16 protein-coding genes are annotated in these 16221 nt (G+C 73.7%); 6 read left to right on the forward strand and 10 right to left on the reverse strand.

Going from position 1 to position 16221, the window contains the following annotated elements:
- Window positions 1-61 precede the first annotated feature (61 nt).
- The gene (locus ACWDVG_RS12670) at window positions 62-1648 is read left to right on the forward strand and encodes a M1 family metallopeptidase (protein ID WP_451698921.1); all 1587 of its coding nucleotides are present in this window, start codon (window positions 62-64) and stop codon (window positions 1646-1648) included.
- A gap of 54 nt (window positions 1649-1702) precedes the next feature.
- On the opposite strand, the gene ACWDVG_RS12675 is transcribed toward ACWDVG_RS12670, so the two are convergent.
- Together ACWDVG_RS12675 and ACWDVG_RS12680 are read right to left on the reverse strand one after the other, a co-directional pair.
- Complete coding sequence (locus tag ACWDVG_RS12675) at window positions 1703-2602, reverse strand: oxygenase MpaB family protein (protein ID WP_451698923.1); 900 nt, start codon at window positions 2600-2602, stop codon at window positions 1703-1705.
- Window positions 2603-2783: 181 nt separating this feature from the next.
- On the reverse strand, window positions 2784-3269 hold the full coding sequence (locus ACWDVG_RS12680; RefSeq protein WP_451698925.1) for a F0F1 ATP synthase subunit B family protein: 486 nt from the start codon (window positions 3267-3269) through the stop codon (window positions 2784-2786).
- 172 nt (window positions 3270-3441) lie between these two features.
- Between ACWDVG_RS12680 and sph the strand changes: the two genes are divergently transcribed.
- Complete coding sequence (gene sph / locus ACWDVG_RS12685; RefSeq protein ID WP_451698927.1) at window positions 3442-4446, forward strand: sphingomyelin phosphodiesterase; 1005 nt, start codon at window positions 3442-3444, stop codon at window positions 4444-4446.
- 6 nt (window positions 4447-4452) lie between these two features.
- On the opposite strand, the gene ACWDVG_RS12690 is transcribed toward sph, so the two are convergent.
- Window positions 4453-4911 (reverse strand): hypothetical protein, encoded by a 459-nt coding sequence (locus ACWDVG_RS12690; protein ID WP_451698929.1) that lies wholly within the window; start codon window positions 4909-4911, stop codon window positions 4453-4455.
- A 162-nt stretch (window positions 4912-5073) separates the two neighbouring features.
- Between ACWDVG_RS12690 and ACWDVG_RS12695 the strand changes: the two genes are divergently transcribed.
- Window positions 5074-5811: a MerR family transcriptional regulator gene (locus ACWDVG_RS12695; protein WP_451698930.1), complete on the forward strand. Its 738-nt coding sequence runs from the start codon at window positions 5074-5076 to the stop codon at window positions 5809-5811.
- Here the strand turns inward: ACWDVG_RS12695 and ACWDVG_RS12700 are convergent.
- The 4 genes from ACWDVG_RS12700 to ACWDVG_RS12715 all read right to left on the reverse strand — a co-directional run bounded on the left by ACWDVG_RS12700 (window position 5798) and on the right by ACWDVG_RS12715 (window position 11586).
- Window positions 5798-7972 (reverse strand): 3-hydroxyacyl-CoA dehydrogenase NAD-binding domain-containing protein, encoded by a 2175-nt coding sequence (locus ACWDVG_RS12700; RefSeq protein WP_451698932.1) that lies wholly within the window; start codon window positions 7970-7972, stop codon window positions 5798-5800. The genes ACWDVG_RS12695 and ACWDVG_RS12700 overlap by 14 nt on opposite strands.
- A gap of 39 nt (window positions 7973-8011) precedes the next feature.
- Window positions 8012-9226, reverse strand: a complete 1215-nt coding sequence (locus ACWDVG_RS12705; protein WP_451698934.1) for an acetyl-CoA C-acetyltransferase — start codon at window positions 9224-9226, stop codon at window positions 8012-8014.
- A gap of 72 nt (window positions 9227-9298) precedes the next feature.
- A complete protein-coding gene (locus ACWDVG_RS12710) occupies window positions 9299-10441 on the reverse strand; it encodes an acyl-CoA dehydrogenase family protein (RefSeq protein ID WP_451698936.1) in 1143 nt (380 codons plus the stop codon).
- Window positions 10438-11586, reverse strand: a complete 1149-nt coding sequence (locus ACWDVG_RS12715) for a CaiB/BaiF CoA transferase family protein (RefSeq protein WP_451698939.1) — start codon at window positions 11584-11586, stop codon at window positions 10438-10440. Before ACWDVG_RS12715 ends, ACWDVG_RS12710 begins: the two co-directional genes overlap by 4 nt.
- A gap of 204 nt (window positions 11587-11790) precedes the next feature.
- On the opposite strand from ACWDVG_RS12715, the gene ACWDVG_RS12720 reads away from it, so the two are divergent.
- On the forward strand, window positions 11791-12996 hold the full coding sequence (locus tag ACWDVG_RS12720) for a saccharopine dehydrogenase family protein (protein WP_451698942.1): 1206 nt from the start codon (window positions 11791-11793) through the stop codon (window positions 12994-12996).
- Between the two features lie 128 nt (window positions 12997-13124).
- Here ACWDVG_RS12720 and mmpA read toward each other — a convergent pair whose 3' ends face one another.
- Together mmpA and ACWDVG_RS12730 are read right to left on the reverse strand one after the other, a co-directional pair.
- Window positions 13125-13259 carry a morphogenic membrane protein MmpA gene (gene mmpA, locus ACWDVG_RS12725; RefSeq protein ID WP_451698944.1) on the reverse strand — a complete coding sequence of 45 codons (135 nt, stop codon included), beginning with the start codon at window positions 13257-13259 and terminating at the stop codon, window positions 13125-13127.
- An 82-nt stretch (window positions 13260-13341) separates the two neighbouring features.
- The gene (locus ACWDVG_RS12730; RefSeq protein ID WP_451698946.1) at window positions 13342-14046 is read right to left on the reverse strand and encodes an endonuclease V; all 705 of its coding nucleotides are present in this window, start codon (window positions 14044-14046) and stop codon (window positions 13342-13344) included.
- A gap of 77 nt (window positions 14047-14123) precedes the next feature.
- Here ACWDVG_RS12730 and ACWDVG_RS12735 point away from each other — a divergent pair, with 77 nt between their 5' ends.
- Window positions 14124-14426 carry a YciI family protein gene (locus ACWDVG_RS12735; RefSeq protein ID WP_451698948.1) on the forward strand — a complete coding sequence of 101 codons (303 nt, stop codon included), beginning with the start codon at window positions 14124-14126 and terminating at the stop codon, window positions 14424-14426.
- 6 nt (window positions 14427-14432) lie between these two features.
- Here ACWDVG_RS12735 and ACWDVG_RS12740 read toward each other — a convergent pair whose 3' ends face one another.
- Complete coding sequence (locus ACWDVG_RS12740; RefSeq protein WP_451698950.1) at window positions 14433-15551, reverse strand: WD40/YVTN/BNR-like repeat-containing protein; 1119 nt, start codon at window positions 15549-15551, stop codon at window positions 14433-14435.
- Window positions 15552-15757: 206 nt separating this feature from the next.
- Here ACWDVG_RS12740 and ACWDVG_RS12745 point away from each other — a divergent pair, with 206 nt between their 5' ends.
- The gene (locus tag ACWDVG_RS12745; protein ID WP_451698952.1) at window positions 15758-16174 is read left to right on the forward strand and encodes an SsgA family sporulation/cell division regulator; all 417 of its coding nucleotides are present in this window, start codon (window positions 15758-15760) and stop codon (window positions 16172-16174) included.
- Window positions 16175-16221: the final 47 nt, after the last annotated feature.

Below are 16221 nucleotides of genomic sequence, written 5' to 3' on the forward strand. Positions count from 1 at the left end.
TCCGGAACAAGACCGACGCCCACCCGCGCGTCGTACGTCTCCGAGGAATTGGGAAGCTTCCGTGCACCGCAGACTCATCCTTCCGAGCGCCCTCGCGGCCACCCTCACGCTGGCGATCCCGGCGACGGCGGCCGACTTCGAACCCGGGGCACCGGGGATCGGCGACTCCTACTACCCCGCCGCCGGGAACGGCGGTTACGACGTGTCCCACTACGACCTGCGGCTGAGCTACGAGCCGGCCACCGACCTGCTCCAGGGCACGGCGACGATCCTCGCCACGACGAAGCAGAACCTGTCCCGGTTCAACCTCGACCTCGGTCTGGAGGTCAGTGAGGTGCGCGTCGACGGCCGCCCGGCACGGTTCGCACGGTCGGGCGCGCACGAGCTGGAGGTCACCCCCGCCGTGCCGCTGGAGCGGAACAGGCCCGTCTCCGTCGTGGTCCGGTACGCGGGCAAGCCCTCCGCGTTCAAGGTCGACGGCTGGTCGGCCTGGGCCCGCACCCCGGACGGCGGGGTCGTCGCGCAGGAGCCCGACGCGGCCGCCTGGTGGTTCCCGTCCAACGACCACCCGCTGGACAAGGCCACGTTCGACGTCTCCGTCTCGGTGCCGGACGGCACCCAAGCCATCAGCAACGGCGTGCTCCAGTCGCAGACCTCGCGCCTCGGCCGGACCCGTTTCGCCTGGCGCTCCAACAAGCCGCAGGCGCCGTATCTGGCCACGCTCGCGGTGGGCCGGTTCGACGTCACGACGGGCCGGACGGCGAACGGCCTCCCCGTCCTCAACGCGTACAGCAAGGACCTCGGCGACAACGCGGGCGCGGCGCGCGCCTCGATCGAGCGGACCACCGAGGTCGCGGAGTGGCTGGAGTCGCTCTTCGGGCCGTACCCCTTCAACGCGCTCGGCGGCTACGTCCCGAACGTGACCAGCGGCTACGCGCTGGAGACCCAGACGCGGCCCTTCTACAGCCCGCGGCAGTTCGCGAACGGCGCGAACGTGTCGGTGGTCGTCCACGAGCTGGCCCACCAGTGGTACGGGGACAGCGTCTCCGTCCGCGACTGGAAGGACATCTGGGTCAACGAGGGCTTCGCCCGCTACAGCCAGTGGCTGTGGTCGGAGAAGGAGGGCGAGGGCACGGCGCAGGAGCTGGCGGACTACGTCTACGCCACGCGCGCGGCCGAGGACCCGTTCTGGACGGTCCGGCCGGGCGACCCCGGCCCGGAGAACCAGTTCCACATCGCCGTCTACGACCGGGGCGCGCTGGCGCTCCAGGCGCTGCGGAACGAGATCGGCGACGAGGACTTCTTCGCCGTCCTGAAGGGCTGGCCGACGGAGTTCGCGTACGGCAACGCCCGGGTCTCGGACTTCGTGCGGTACGCGGAGCGGGTCTCCGGCAAGCCGCTGGCCGGGCTCTTCGACACCTGGCTGTACCAGCCGTCGAAGCCGTCCGCGTCCACGGCCGCCGCGTCCGCGACGGGGTTCGCGGCGGCACCGGCGGCGCGGCCGGGAGCGGAGCCGGCGGCGCGGCCGGCGCAGCCGAAGTCCTGGAAGAAGATCGCCGCGACGAACACGGTCCACGAGCACCGGGGGCACGGCGAGCACGCGCTCCACGAAGGTCACGACGCCCGCGGGACGTCTTCCGGGCGCTGACCCGGACACCGCCGGGCCGGTCCCCGCGGACCGGCCCGGCGGCGGGGCCGTCCGTCAGCCGGCGGCGCCGCGGGCGGCCGCGCGGGCGCGACGGGCGAGCGGCAGGAAGCGCAGCCGCTCGGGCAGGACGGGGACGACGGCCCGGACGACACGGGCGAACCGGTGCAGGCGGCGCTCCTGGTCCTCGGTCCACTCCAGGCCGATCGCGGCGCGGGCGTCCGGCGGCATGAGGCCGACGGTGAGGAAGGCGCGCGCCCGCAGGAACGGCCGCCGCAGGACCGGCCACAGGAGCCGCAGTGCCAGGCGGAGCGCGCGGGGGCCGCGATCGGGAGCGGGTACGGGCGCGTCGGTGTCGAGCAGCTCGCGGACGACGACGGTGGCCTCCAGCTCCTCGGCGAGGACCCGGCGGTAGTACGGCCAGAACTCCTCGATCGTCCGCGGCATGTCCCGGTCGTGGATGCCGAGGACCCGGCCGACCCGGAGCCACTCCGCGTACAGCTGCCGGAGCTGGGCCTCGGTGAGGGGGCGGTACAGCAGGCCGAGGCCGTGCGCGTAGACGGGGAAACCGGTCGCGTGGACCCAGGAGTAGTACGCCGGGTTCAGGGCGTGGTAGCGGCGGCCGTGGGCGTCGGTGCCCCGGATGTCCCGGTGCAGCTTCCGCAGGCGCCGGCCCTCCTCGGCGGCCGCAGCGCCGCCGTACACCCAGAGCTGGAGCGAGCGCAGGGAGCGTTCGCCGCGGCCCCAGGGGTCGGTGCGGAAGACGGAGTGGTCGTCGACGCCCGCGCCGATGGCGGGGTGGGCGACCTGCATGGTGAGGGCGGCGGGCAGCATGAGGAGGCCCCGGACGTCACCGGCGACGGTCCAGAGCACGCCGCCGACGGGCGGGGGCGCCGGGTCGTGCGGCACGGCGCGGGCTTCGTCCTGCGGATGGCTCACCGGGCTGCTTCTCCTCATACGTCCAGGCTGCACCCCCGGCGGCGCCGACGGGCGGCCGGGGGCGGGGGAACCGCGCGGCCGGAAACGACGGAGGGGCCGTCGTCCGGGCCTGTGGCCCTGGACGACGACCCCGTCCCGCGCGTCTCGGTCGGTCGCGCCGCCGTGCGGTCGTACCGTCGTGCGGTGGTGCGGTCGCGGTTCAGCCGCGGTCGGCGCCGACCGGCTCGCCCACGATGCGGGCGGCCAGGGCGTGCGCCCAGGCGTCGACGTCGGCGGTCAGCTCGCGCTCGGCGGCGGCGCGCTCGGCGGCGATCTTCTCGGCACCGGCGGCCAGGATGGTGTCGCGCTCGGCGATGCCCTCGGCGCGGGCGGCGGCGATGGCGGCCGAGCCCTCCTCGACGGCCTTGGAGCGGATGCGCGCGGCCTCGTGACGGGCCTCGGCCAGCTCCGCCTCGTACTGCTCGCGGATCTGGGTGGCCTCGGAACGCAGGTCGTCGGCGCGCTCGGAGCCGCCGTCGATGGCGTCCTCGCGCTCGTCGAGGGTGCGGCGGATCTTCGGCAGGATGCCCTTCGCCAGGAAGAGGAAGGTCAGTCCGAAGAGCACGAGACCGAGGATGAGCTCGGCCCACACGGGGTTGAGCGGACCGAGGTCCATCTTGAAGATCGTCGAGTTCGCGAGGGTCATGGCGCGCAGTCTACCCGGCCCCCGGAGGTGACCCGCGTCACACTCGCACCGGAGTTCGTGCGCTTGTGCGAGTCCCGAAAGATTCCCGGCATCCACAGGCTACCCGAAGGTAACCACGGCTGGTTGTATGTGCGGCGCCAGAACAACCCCCCACCCTCACTTGGGAGTTCACGTGCCGCTCGCCGCATCCCGCCGCACCCCCGGCGTCGCCCTTTCGCTCGCGCTCGCCGCCGCCACGCTGGCCGCGACGGCTCCGGCCGCCTCCGCGGTGCCGAAGGCCACGGCCACCGGCACGGCCGTCGAGACCCCGCGCCTGAAGGTCCTCACCTATAACGCGTTCCTCTTCTCCCGCTCGCTCTACCCGAACTGGGGACAGGACCACCGGGCCAAGGCGATCCCCGCCGCCCCCTTCTTCCAGGGCCAGGACGTCGTCGTCCTCCAGGAGGCCTTCGACAACTCCTCCTCCGACGCGCTCAAGGCGAACGCCGCCGACCGCTACCCGCACCAGACCCCCGTCGTCGGCCGCGGCAGGACGGGCTGGGACGCCACCGGCGGCGCGTACTCCGGCACCACCCCCGAGGACGGCGGCGTGACGATCCTCAGCAAGTGGCCCATCCTCCGCAAGGAGCAGCACGTCTACAAGGACGCGTGCGGCGCCGACTGGTACTCGAACAAGGGCTTCGCCTACGCGGTGCTCGACGTGAACGGCAGCCGGGTCCACGTCCTCGGCACCCACGCCCAGTCCACCGACCCGGGCTGCGCGGCGGGCGAGGCGGCGCGGACGCGGTCGCTCCAGTTCAAGACGATCGACGCCTTCCTCGACGCCAAGAACATCCCGGCGCGAGAGCAGGTGATCGTCGCGGGCGACCTGAACGTCGACTCGCACAGCGCCGAGTACGGCACGATGCTCGCCGACGCGGGCCTGGCCGGGGCCGACGCCCGGACCGGCCACCCGTACTCCTTCGACACCGCGCTCAACACGATCGCCGCCGAGCGCTACCCGGACGACCCGCGCGAGGACCTCGACCACGTCCTCCACCGGGCCGGGAACGCCCGCCCCGCCGGCTGGACCAACCACGTCGTCCCGGAGCAGAGCGCGCCGTGGACGGTCTCCAGCTGGGGCCGCACGTACACGTACACCAACCTCAGCGACCACTACCCCGTCCTGGGGTACTGACCGGGGTCAGGAACCGGCCCGGCCGAAGGTGGTGTAGATCCAGAGGCCGACGACGGCGGCGACACCGAGCAGCACCACGGCCGAGCCGAAGCCCGTGTGCCGCCGCTTGCGGGGACGGGACGGCGCGCGCCGGCCCGCGCGGGCCCTGGCCGGGGCCGGTGCGGCGGGTTCGGCGGCGGCAGCCACCTCGGCGAGCAGCCGCCGGCAGACGGCCGCGAGCTCGGCCGTCCCGGCGGTCAGGTCGACGACCACCTCGGTACGGGCCGGGGCGGTCGTCCCCCCGTCGAGCAGCCGCCCCGCGCGCAGCAGCGCCCGGTCCTTGCCGCCGGTCGGCGCGAGGCTGATCCACCGCTCCACGTGCTCGCCCCGGATGACGACGCCCCCGCCGCGCTCGCGGTACACGGTGCACTCCCGCCACAGCACGGCCGCCAACTCGTCAGCGGTCTCCCTGAGTTGCGCGTACATCTCTCCCCCTCGTCCCGTTCCCCATATTCGAACAGCCGCCGACTCTAGCCGCTCCCCGGTTCCCCCGGACCGGCGTCCTCTTTTACACCGTCGGTGAGACAGCAATACTGTTGCAGTGGTCGGACGGAACCGGCCGACGGCGGCGGAAGTGAGGCGGCTCGGGTGGACGTCGGGAGCGGTGACGGGCAGACGGCGGGCTACACCGTGGACGAGCTGGCCGCGCGGGCCGGGGTGACGGTGCGGACCGTGCGGTTCTACGGCACCCGGGGGCTGCTGCCGCCCCCCGTCATCGGCGCCCGGCGGGTGGGCCGCTACGGGCCCGACCACCTCTCGCGGCTCGCGCTCATCGAGGAGCTCCAGCGCCAGGGCATGACGCTCGCGGCCATCGAGCGGTATCTGGAGCAGCTGCCCGCGGACCTGAGCGCGCAGGACCTGGCCGTCCACCGGGCCCTGGTGGCCTCGTGGGCGCCCGAGTCCGCGGAGACCATCACCCGGCAGGAGCTGGAGCGGCGGGCCGGGCGGCCGCTGACGGGGCGGGACGTGGAGCGGCTGGCCGCGATGGGTGTCCTGGACCGGACCGAGGAGGCCGACACGTTCCGGCTGGACGGGTCGCTGCTGCGGCTCGGGGTCGAGCTGCTGGACGTGCCGATCGAGCACGAGACGATCCTGGCCTCCCGCACCGTGCTCCTGGAGCACGCGCGGGCCGCGGCGCAGGAGCTGGCGCGGCTCTTCCAGGAGCAGGTGTGGAACCCGTACCGGGAGAGCGGCGAGGACCCGGACCACCTGACCGCGATGAAGTCGCTCTCGGCGCACATGCAGCCGATGGTGGTCCAGGCCCTCGTGACGGCCTTCCGGCGGTCCCTCAGCGAGGAGCTGAGGGGCGCGTTCAGGAGTCGGTGAAGACCTCGCCGCGCCCGGCCTTCTCGACGAGGAGGGCCGGGGGCTCGAAGCGCTCGCCGTACGTCTCCGCCAGCTCGCGCGCCCGTGCGACGAAGCCGGGCAGTCCGCCCTCGTACCCGTTGATGTACTGGAGGATGCCGCCGGTCCAGGCGGGGAAGCCGATGCCCATGATGGAGCCGATGTTGGCGTCGGCGACGGAGGTCAGGACGCCCTCCTCCAGGAGGCGGACGGTGTCGAGGGCCTCCGCGAACAGCATCCGCTCCTGCATGTCGCGGAACGGGATCTCGTACCCGGGCTTGGCGAAGTGCTCCCGCAGGCCCGGCCACAGCCGGCCCCGCCTGCCGTCCTCGCCGTACTCGTAGAAGCCCGCGCCGCCGCTGCGGCCGGGGCGGCCGAACTCGTCGACCATGCGGTCGATGACGGCCTCGCCCGGGTGCGTGACCCAGGTGCCGCCCGCCTCCTCGACGGCCCGCTTGGTCTCGTTGCGGATCTTGCGGGGCAGGGTGAGGGTCAGCTCGTCCATGAGGGAGAGCACCTTGGCCGGGTAGCCGGCCTGGGCCGCGGCCTGCTCGACGGAGGCGGGCTCGATGCCCTCGCCGACCATGGCGACGCCCTCGTTGATGAAGTGGCCGATGACCCGCGAGGTGAAGAAGCCGCGCGAGTCGTTGACGACGATCGGCGTCTTGTTGATCTGGCGGACCAGGTCGAAGGCGCGGGCGAGGGCCTCGTCGCCGGTCCGCTCTCCCTTGATGATCTCGACGAGCGGCATCTTGTCGACGGGCGAGAAGAAGTGCAGGCCGATGAAGTCGGCCTGGCGCTCGACGCCCTCGGCGAGGACGGTGATCGGGAGGGTGGAGGTGTTGGAGCAGAGCAGCGCGTCGGGGGCGACGACGTGCTGGACCTCCTGGAACACCTTGTGCTTGAGGGCGGTGTCCTCGAAGACGGCCTCGATCACCGCGTCGCAGCCGGCCAGGGCCTGCGGGTCGGCGGTGGGGGTGATGCGGGCGAGGAGGGCGTCCGCCTTCTCCTGGGTCGTACGGCCTCGGGAGACGGCCTTGGCGCAGAGCTTCTCCGAGTACGCCTTGCCCTTGGCGGCGGCCTCGTCGGTGACGTCCTTGAGGACGACCTCGATGCCGGCGCGGGCGCAGGAGTAGGCGATGCCGGCGCCCATCATGCCGGCGCCGAGGACGGCGACCTTGCGGACCTGGCGCTTCTCGACGTCCTTGGGGCGGCTGGCGCCGGAGTTCACGGCCTGGAGGTCGAAGAAGAACGCCTGGATCATGTTCTTGGCGGTCTGTCCGGTGACCAGCTCGGTGAAGTACCGGGACTCGATGACCTGCGCCGTCTCGAAGTCGACCTGGGAGCCCTCGACGGCGGCGGCCATGATGTTGCGGGGGGCCGGGTAGGGGGCGCCGTTCAGCTGCTTGCGCAGGTTCGCGGGGAAGGCCGGCAGGTTGGCGGCGAACTTCGGGTGCGAGGGGGTGCCGCCGGGGATGCGGTAGCCGGGGACGTCCCAGGGCTGCCGCGACTCGGGGTGGGCGTCGATGAAGGCGATGGCCTTGGCCATCATCTCCTCGGCGGTGGCGGCGACCTCGTGCACGAGGCCGTTGTCCAGGGCGCGCTGCGGGTTGTACTGGGTGCCCTGGAGGAGCACCTTGAGGAGGGCGTCGGTGATGCCCATGAGGCGTACGGTGCGGGTGACGCCGCCGCCGCCGGGCAGCAGGCCGAGGGTGACCTCGGGCAGACCGATCTTGGACCCGGGGGCGTCGAGCGCGATCCGGTGGTGCGAGGCGAGCGCGATCTCGTAGCCGCCGCCGAGCGCGGCTCCGTTGATGGCGGCGACGACCGGCTTGCCGAGGGTCTCGATGCGGCGCAGCGCGCGCTTCATCTCCAGGGCGCCCTCGAAGATGTCCCGGGCGTGCTCGGGGCCCGCCTGGATCATGTCCTTGAGGTCGCCGCCCGCGAAGAAGGTCTTCTTGGCGGAGGTGTAGATGATGCCGCGGATGGAGTCCTGCTCGGCCTCGACGCGGTCGGCGACGGCGGCGATGGAGGCCCGGAAGGCCCGGTTCATGGTGTTGGCGGACTGGGCGGGGTCGTCGAGGACGAGGGTGACGATCCCGGTCTCGTCCTGCTCCCAGCGGATGGTGGTGCTCTCGCTCATGTCTCTGCTTCTCCGTGAAGAGGGGTTCGGACGGGACGGTCAGACGCGCTCGACGACGGTGGCGATGCCCATGCCGCCGCCCACGCAGAGGGTGGCGAGGCCGTAGCGCTTGTCCTGCCGCTCCAGCTCGTCGACGAGGGTGCCGAGGATCATCGCGCCGGTGGCGCCGAGGGGGTGGCCGAGCGCGATGGCGCCGCCGTTGACGTTGACCTTGTCCAGGGTGGTGCCCATGTCCTTGACGAAGCGGAGGACGACGGCGGCGAAGGCCTCGTTGATCTCGATCAGGTCGATGTCGTCGATGGTGAGGCCCGCCTTGGCGAGGGCCTTGCGGGTGGCCGGGGCGGGGCCGGTGAGCATGATGGTCGGCTCGGAGCCGGAGACGGCGGCGGAGACGATGCGGGCGCGCGGCGTCAGCCCGTACCGCTCGCCGACCTCCTTGGAGCCGATGGCGACGAGGGAGGCGCCGTCGACGATGCCGGAGGAGTTGCCGGCGTGGTGGACGTGGTCGATCTCCTCGATCCAGTGGTACTTCTGCAGGGCGACCGCGTCGAAGCCGCCGAGTTCGCCGATGTCGGCGAAGGACGGCTTCAGCCGGGCGAGGGAGTCGGCGGTGGTGCCGGGGCGCAGGTGCTCGTCGTGGTCGAGGACGGTCAGGCCCGCTCGGTCCCTGACGGGGACGACGGAGCGCGCGAAGCGGCCGTCCTTCCAGGCGGTGGCGGCGCGCTCCTGGGAGAGGGCCGCGTACTCGTCGACGTCGCGGCGGGTGAAGCCCTCGATGGTGGCGATGAGGTCGGCGCCGATGCCCTGGGGGACGAAGTTGGTCTCCAGGTTCGTCATCGGGTCGGCGAACCAGGCGCCGCCGTCGGAGGCCATCGGGACGCGGGACATGGACTCGACGCCGCCGGCGAGGACGAGGTCCTCCCAGCCGGAACGGACCTTCATGGCGGCCATGTTGACCGCTTCGAGGCCGGAGGCACAGAAGCGGTTCTCCTGGACGCCGGCCACGGTGTCGGGCAGTCCGGCGGCGATGGCGGCGATCCGGGCGATGTCGGAGCCCTGGTCGCCGACCGGGCCGACGACGCCGAGGACGATGTCGTCGATGGCGGCCGGGTCGAGTCCGGGGTGGCGGGCCTGGATCTCCCGGATGAGGCCGACGACCAGGTCGATCGGCTTGGTGCCGTGCAGGGAGCCGTTGGCCTTGCCGCGACCGCGCGGGGTGCGGATCGCGTCGTACACGTACGCTTCGGTGCTCACGGGAGGCCTTTCGCGATGAGGGTGGGTGCGGGGCGGAGGAGGGTCGGCGCGGGGCGGGTCGGCGGAGGGGGCTCAGCCGAGGAGGGACCGGCCGATGATCTCCTTCATGATCTCGGTGGTGCCGCCGTAGATGGTCTGGATGCGGCCGTCGGTGTAGGCGCGGGCCACCGGGAATTCGCTCATGTAGCCGTATCCGCCGTGCAGTTGCAGGCAGCGGTCGGCGACCCGCTTCTGGAGTTCGGTCGCCCACCACTTGGCCATGGAGGCGTGGACGGCGTCCAGTGTCCCGGCGGCGTGTTCCTCGATGCAGCGGTCGAGGAAGGCCCGGGTGACGGCGCACTCGGTGGCCATCTCGGCGATCTCGAAGCGGATGTGCTGGAGCCGGGAGAGCGGGCGGCCGAACGCCTCGCGCTCCTTGACGTACGTGGTGGTGAGCTCCAGGAGGTGTTCGGCGGCGGCGATGCCGGCGACGGCGATCGCCATGCGCTCCTGGGCGAGGTTGGTCATCAGGTGGAGGAAGGCGCCGTTGAGCTCGCCGAGGAGGTTCTCCTTGGGGACGCGGACGTCCTTGAAGAAGAGCTCGGCGGTGTCCTGGGACTTCTGGCCGATCTTGTCGAGGTTCCGGCCGCGCTCGAATCCCTCGGCGCCGCGCTCGACGACGAGGAGGGAGAGGCCGTGGGCGCCGCCCTCGGGGGTGGTCTTCGCGACGACGATCACCAGGTCGGCGAGGATGCCGTTGGAGATGAAGGTCTTGGAGCCGTTGAGGACCCAGTGGTCGCCGTGGTCCTCGGCGGTGGTGCGGATGCCCTGGAGGTCGGAGCCGGCGCCGGGTTCGGTCATGGCGATGGCGGTGATCGTCTCGCCGGAGCAGAAGCCGGGGAGCCAGCGCCGCTTCTGTTCCTCGGTGGCGAGCGAGGTGAGGTACGGGCCGATGATGTCGTTGTGCAGGCCGATGGCGAGGCCGGGGGTGCCGGCCCGGGTGAACTCCTCGGCGAGGACGGCGCCGTAGCGGAAGTCGGGGGCGCCGCCGCCTCCGTACTCCTCGTCGACGGCGATGCCGAGGAGGCCCTGTCGTCCGGCGGCGAGCCAGACCTCGCGGGAGACGATGCCGTCCTTCTCCCACCGCTCGTAGTGGGGCAGCACCTCCTTCTCCAGGAAGGTGCGCACGGTGGCGCGGAAGGCCTCGTGGTCCTCGGTGTAGATCCGTCGCTTCATGCGGGGGACTCCTGGGTCTGGAGGGAGGGTACGGCCCAGTCGCGGGCGACCTCCGCGGTGTGGGCGCCGGGCAGGGCGGGGCCCGTGCGCAGGGTGCCGGGGGTGGCGGAGAAGCGGGGTGCGGGCGCGGGCTGGGTGTGGCCCGCGTGCTCGGTGAAGGTGGCGCGGGCGGCGAGGTGGGGGTGCGCGGGTGCCTCGCGCAGGGAGAGGACGGGGGCGACGCAGGCGTCGCTGCCGTCGAAGACGGCCGTCCACTCGTCGCGGGTACGGCTCCGGAAGCGGGCGGCGACGGCGGCGCGCAGCTCGGGCCAGCGGGCGAGGTCGCGGCGGGCGGGGGCGACGTCCTCGATGCCGAGGAGGCGGGCGAACTCGGCGTAGAACCGCTCCTCCAGGGCGCCGACCGCCATGTGGCCGCCGTCGGAGGTGGCGTAGACGCCGTAGAAGGGGCAGCCGCCGTCGAGGAGGTTGACGCCCCTGCGGTCCTGCCAGCCGCCGGCGGCGAGCATGCCGTGGATCATGGTGGTGAGGTGCGCGGCGCCGTCGACGACGGCGGCGTCGACGACCTGGCCCTCGCCGTGCGCGCGGGCGTGCTGGAGGGCGGCGAGGACGCCGACGACGAGGTAGAGCGAGCCGCCCGCGTAGTCGCCGACGAGGTTGGCGGGGACGGTGGGCGGCCCTTCGGGGTCGGGGCCGATCATGCCGAGGGTGCCGGTGATCGCGATGTAGCCGATGTCGTGGCCGGCGGTGGGGGCCAGCGGGCCGTCCTGGCCCCAGCCGGTCATCCGGCCGTAGACGAGGCGGGGGTTGCGGGCGAGGCAGGCGTCCGGGCCGACGCCGAGGCGTTCGGCGACGCCGGGGCGGTACCCCTCGACGAGGATGTCGGCCCGTTCCACGAGGTCGAGCACGGTGGCGGGGCCGCCGTCGGCCTTGAGGTCGACGAGGACGGAGCGCTTGTTGCGGTTGGTGAGGTCGTGGGCGGGGTCGATGCCGAGGCCGGGGCCGCCGGGCCGGTCGACGCGGACGACGTCGGCGCCGAGGTCGGCGAGGAGCATGGCGGCGAAGGGGCCGGGGCCGATGCCGGCGAGTTCGACCACCCGCACCCCGGCGAGCGGGCCGCCGTCGCGGGCGGTGTGCGTCGTGCTCATCGAGCCCCCAGAGTGTGTGACACCAATGCTGTAACACCGACGATGCTAGGAACGTGTTCCACTCCGCACAAGCCCCCCGGCCGAGCAAGCGCTTGGAAAATCCCGTCGGCCGCGCGGGCGGCGGAGCGACCGCCTTCCGCTATCCTCCGCCGACGGCATGCGCGAGCGCGCGGCGCGGTGGAGCGGGTGAAGGTGAGGGGCCGGATGGCGACAGGGGCGGTCGCGGGGCGGGACGCGGGAGCGAGGCCGTACGACGTGGTGCTCTTCGGGGCGACCGGGTTCGTGGGCGGGCTCACCGCCGCGTATCTCGCCGAGCACGCGCCGCGGGAGTGCCGCTGGGCGCTCGGCGGGCGCAGCCTCGGCAAGCTGGAGAAGCTGCGGGACCGGCTCGCCGCGCGGTACCCGCACTGCGCGGAGCTGCCGCTCGTCGTGGCGGACTCGGGCGACGCGGAGGCGCTGCGCGCGCTCGCCGGGTCCGCCCGGGTGGTCGCCAGCACGGTCGGCCCGTACGTCTGGTACGGCGAGGGCCTCGTCGCCGCCTGCGCGGAGGCCGGCACGGACTACGTGGACCTGACGGGCGAGGCCGAGTTCGTCGACCTGATGTATGTGCGGCACGACGCGCGGGCGCGGGAGACCGGCGCCCGGATCGTGCACGCCTGCGGCTTCGACTCGGTCCCGCACGACCTCGGCGTGTACTTCACGGTGCGGCAGCTCCCCGAGGGGGTGCCGCTCCGCGTCGACGGGTTCGTCAGGGCCGGGGCGATGTTCTCGGGCGGCACCTTCGCCTCGGCGATCACGGCGTTCGGCCGGGGCCGGGAGATCCTGCGGGCCGCGCACGAACGGCGGCTCCACGAGCCGCGGTTGGTGGGCAGGCGGGCCCGGGCGCCGCTGGCGGGACCGCGCTTCAGCCGGGAGACCGGCACCTGGGCGCTGCCGCTGCCGACACTGGACCCGCAGGTGGTGGCGCGCTCGGCGGCCGCCGTCGAACGGTACGGACCGGACTTCCGCTACCGCCACTACGCCTCCGTGAAGACGCTGCCGATGGCCCTCGGCGGCGCCGCCGCGGTCGGCGCGGGCGTGGCGGCGGCCCAACTCCCCTGGGTGCGGAACTGGCTGATGGGCCGTTACTCTGCGGGCCAGGGGCCGTCGGCCGAGCGGCGCGCCCGCAGCTGGTTCACCGTGCGGTTCGTCGGCGAGGGCGGCGGACGACGGGTCTTCACCGAGGTCGCGGGCGGCGATCCGGGGTACGACGAGACGGCCAGGATGCTGGCCGAGTCGGCGCTCTGCCTCGCGTTCGACCCGCTGCCGAAGACGGCGGGCCAGGTGACGACGGCGGCGGCGATGGGCGACGCCCTCATCGACCGCCTGCGGGCGGCAGGCATCCGCTTCCGGGTGGCCCACCGGGGGTGAGGGGTCCTGGCTCTCCCAAGACCTCGAGCGGGCGCGTTGTCTGACGTTTCGTCAGAGGTGGACGAGCCGGAAGGGGCGCCCCGCGGGGGCGTCGGGGCGGTCGGGCACGACGCGCCGGAGCCGCTCCGTCACCCGGCGACCCAGGCGACGAGGACGTACAGCATGGCGCAGACCCAGGCGAGGGCCGCGCCTCCGGCGGCGAGGAGGGCCAGCGCCAGGCCGCGGCGCACGGGGGTCGAGGAGGTGGGAACCGGCGTCGTCATGGCCACCACTCTGCCCGGTGGGTCTGACAACGGGCATCCGTACGGGTACTCAGGTACCCGTACGGTCCCGGCGTCCCGGTGCTCAGGCCGGCCCGAGCGCCTCCAGCGCCTCCTTCAGCGCCCTGCGGCACAGGGAGTCGGCGTGCCGGGTGGTCTCCGGGACGCGGAAGCGCGGCGCCAGGTGCAGGGTCTGGGCGCAGGCGTTGTCGAGGGAGACGCGGTGGCCGACGGAGACGAAGACGGGCTTGACCCCGGTCTGGGTGCGCAACGCCCGTCCGACCTCCTCCCCTTCGGCCCGCAGCGCGGCGAAGCGGCCGCGATCGGCGCCCGGTTGCTCGTACGTGAAGGTGAAGGGGTTCTTGGCGACGCCGAGGGAGGGCCGTCCGGTCAGGACGCCGAGGTGGCTCGCGAGACCGAAGCGGCGCGGGTGGGCGATGCCGTAGCCGTCGCAGACGAGCAGGCCCGGGTCGGCGTCCAGGGCGCCGAGCGCGGCGAGCACGGCCGGGAGTTCGCGGAAGGCGAGGAGGCCGGGGACGTACGGGAACGAGACCCGGCCGACGGCCGTGGCCTCCTCCACGACGTCGAGGGTGCGGGCGTCGAGGACGACGGCGGCCGCGGCGACGAGGTCCCGCTCGTCGTCGTACGCCACGTCGAGGCCCGTGACGTGCCCCTCGCCGACCGCGGGACCGGTCTCGTCGAGCACGAGCCGCCCGCGCAGCTCCCGCTGGATCTCCCGGGCGGCGCTCTCGTCGGCGGGCCAGCCCGCCGGATTCTCGATGATCGTCATGATGCGGCCACCCTACGGGCGGGCGCGGGCCGGGACGCCCCGCGGGGAGCGCGGGGCTCGCGGGTAGCCTGGCCGGCATGTTCGTACTCGAATTGACCTACACCGCCCCCGTCGAGCGGGCCGACGCCCTGATGGACGCGCACATCGCGTGGCTGGACGCGCAGTACGCCGCCGGGGTGTTCCTCGCCTCCGGGCGGAAGAACCCCCGTGACGGCGGCGTGATCCTCGCCGCCGGGGCCGACCGCGCGGAGATCGAGAGGATCGCGGCGGCCGACCCGTTCAGCACCGAGGGTGTCTGCGCCTACCGCATCACGGAGTTCCACGCGACGAGGACCGCCGAGGGCCTCGCCGCGTACCGGGAGGAACTGCCGCAGGCCTGACGGCCGTCAGCCGCGGTCGCGGGCGAGGCGGGCGATGCGGCCCTTCTCGCCCGAGGCCCAGCAGGAGCCGTCGTCCGTGCAGTCGACCGTGTCGTACGAGCCGGTGTCGACGGTCCGCCAGGTGCGGCCGCCGTCGGTCGTCAGGTCCGTGCCGGTCGGGCCGACGGCGAGGGCGGCCCGGGAGCTGTGCGGCAGCCAGGCGACGCCCGAGCGGTAGGCGGGCGGCGGCGTGCCTGCGGGACCCCAGGTGCGGCCGCCGTCGCCGGTGACGGCGGCGGCGAGCGGGGACGGCTGGTCCTTGCGGTAGTCGCCGCCGACCGCGAGGCCGTGCGCGCGGTCCCGGAAGGCGAGCCCGAAGACGCCCCGGGCGGGGTCGCCCGCCGGAATGCCCGCCTCGGTGGCGGTCCAGGTCAGGCCCCGGTCGCCGGAGTGCAGCACGCGGGCGGTGGCCCCGCCGCCGGTGGCGAGCCACACGTCGCGGGGACCCGCCGACACCAGGCACTGGCCGCTCGCGGCGAACCCGGCCTCGCCGGGGAGCGCCGCCGGCATCCCGTCGTCGGGCAACACCTCCCAGGACCGGCCGCCGTCGCGGGTGGCGAGGATGCGGTACTTGCCGTCGACGGGGTCGCTCATGGCCAGGCCGTGGCGGCGGTCGAAGAAGGTCATGCAGTCGTAGAAGGCGCGCGGGTCGGTGTTCCGGAAGGACTCGGTCCAGGTCGCGCCGCCGTCCTCGGTGCGCAGGACGCGGGACGCCTCGCCCTCGCCGATGGCGAGGACGACGGCCCGGCGGGCGTCGAAGGCCTCCACGTCGCGGAACTCCAGGGCGCCGGCGCCGGGCGGCGAGACGTTTCGCCAGCTCCGTCCGCCGTCGGTGGTCCGCAGCACCGTGCCCCGGGAACCCGCCGCCCAGGCGGTGCGCCGGTCGACGGCCGCGAGGCCGCGGAACCGGGCGTCCGTTCCCGTGGTGGTGAGCTGCCAGCCGGCCGCGGCCGCGGGGGTCTCCCCCGTCCGCGCCGGGGCCGTGGGGGTCCCCCCGGCCCGCGCGGGGGCCGCGAGGGTCAGCGCGAGCGCCGCCCCGACCAGCCCCACCGACATCGTTCGTCTCGTCTTTCCCTTGGACGTCATGGCGCCGGAAGCTAGTACCCCCGGGCGGCCCCGTCCAGAGGGCCTCGGCGCTCCCCCCGCGCGGGGCCGGGGTGCCCCTCGGGAAGGAGATGTAGGTCACGTGGCGGCCGAGTGCACGTTCCGGTCGTTCCCGTCGTCTTCCTGGTGTCAGGTGCCCTGGTGTCGGGGAGACGCACAGGATCCGAGAACCGTGAGAGGAGCCGGTCGTGTCCGCCGTCATAGAGCAGGCCGTCGAGGCCCGTCTGGTCGCATCCGCTCCGCGCATGGAGTCGGTGCCCGCCACCCTGAGGTACGACCGCGGGGACCCGTACGCCGTGTGCATGGCGTTCCCTCCCCCGGCGACGCTGGGCGGCGTCGAGGTGTCGTGGTCCTTCGCGCGCGAGCTGCTCGCCCAGGGGGTCGAGCGCCCGGCGGGCGTGGGGGACGTGCGGCTGCGGCCGTACGGCTACGACCGCACCGTGGTCGAGTTCCACGCACCCGAGGGAGTGGCGATGGTGCACGTGCGGACGTCGGAGCTGCGCCGGTTCCTCGAGGCCTCGCAGCACCTCGTGCCGGAGGGGCGCGAGCACCAGTACCTGGACTGGGAGCGGGACTTGGCGCGGCTGCTGCACGAGCGCCCGTAAATCGTTTGCCGTGTTCCCGGGCGCGGCCGTAGCGTCGTACCCGACCT

It is taken from the genome of Streptomyces sp. NPDC003327 (assembly GCF_053589515.1).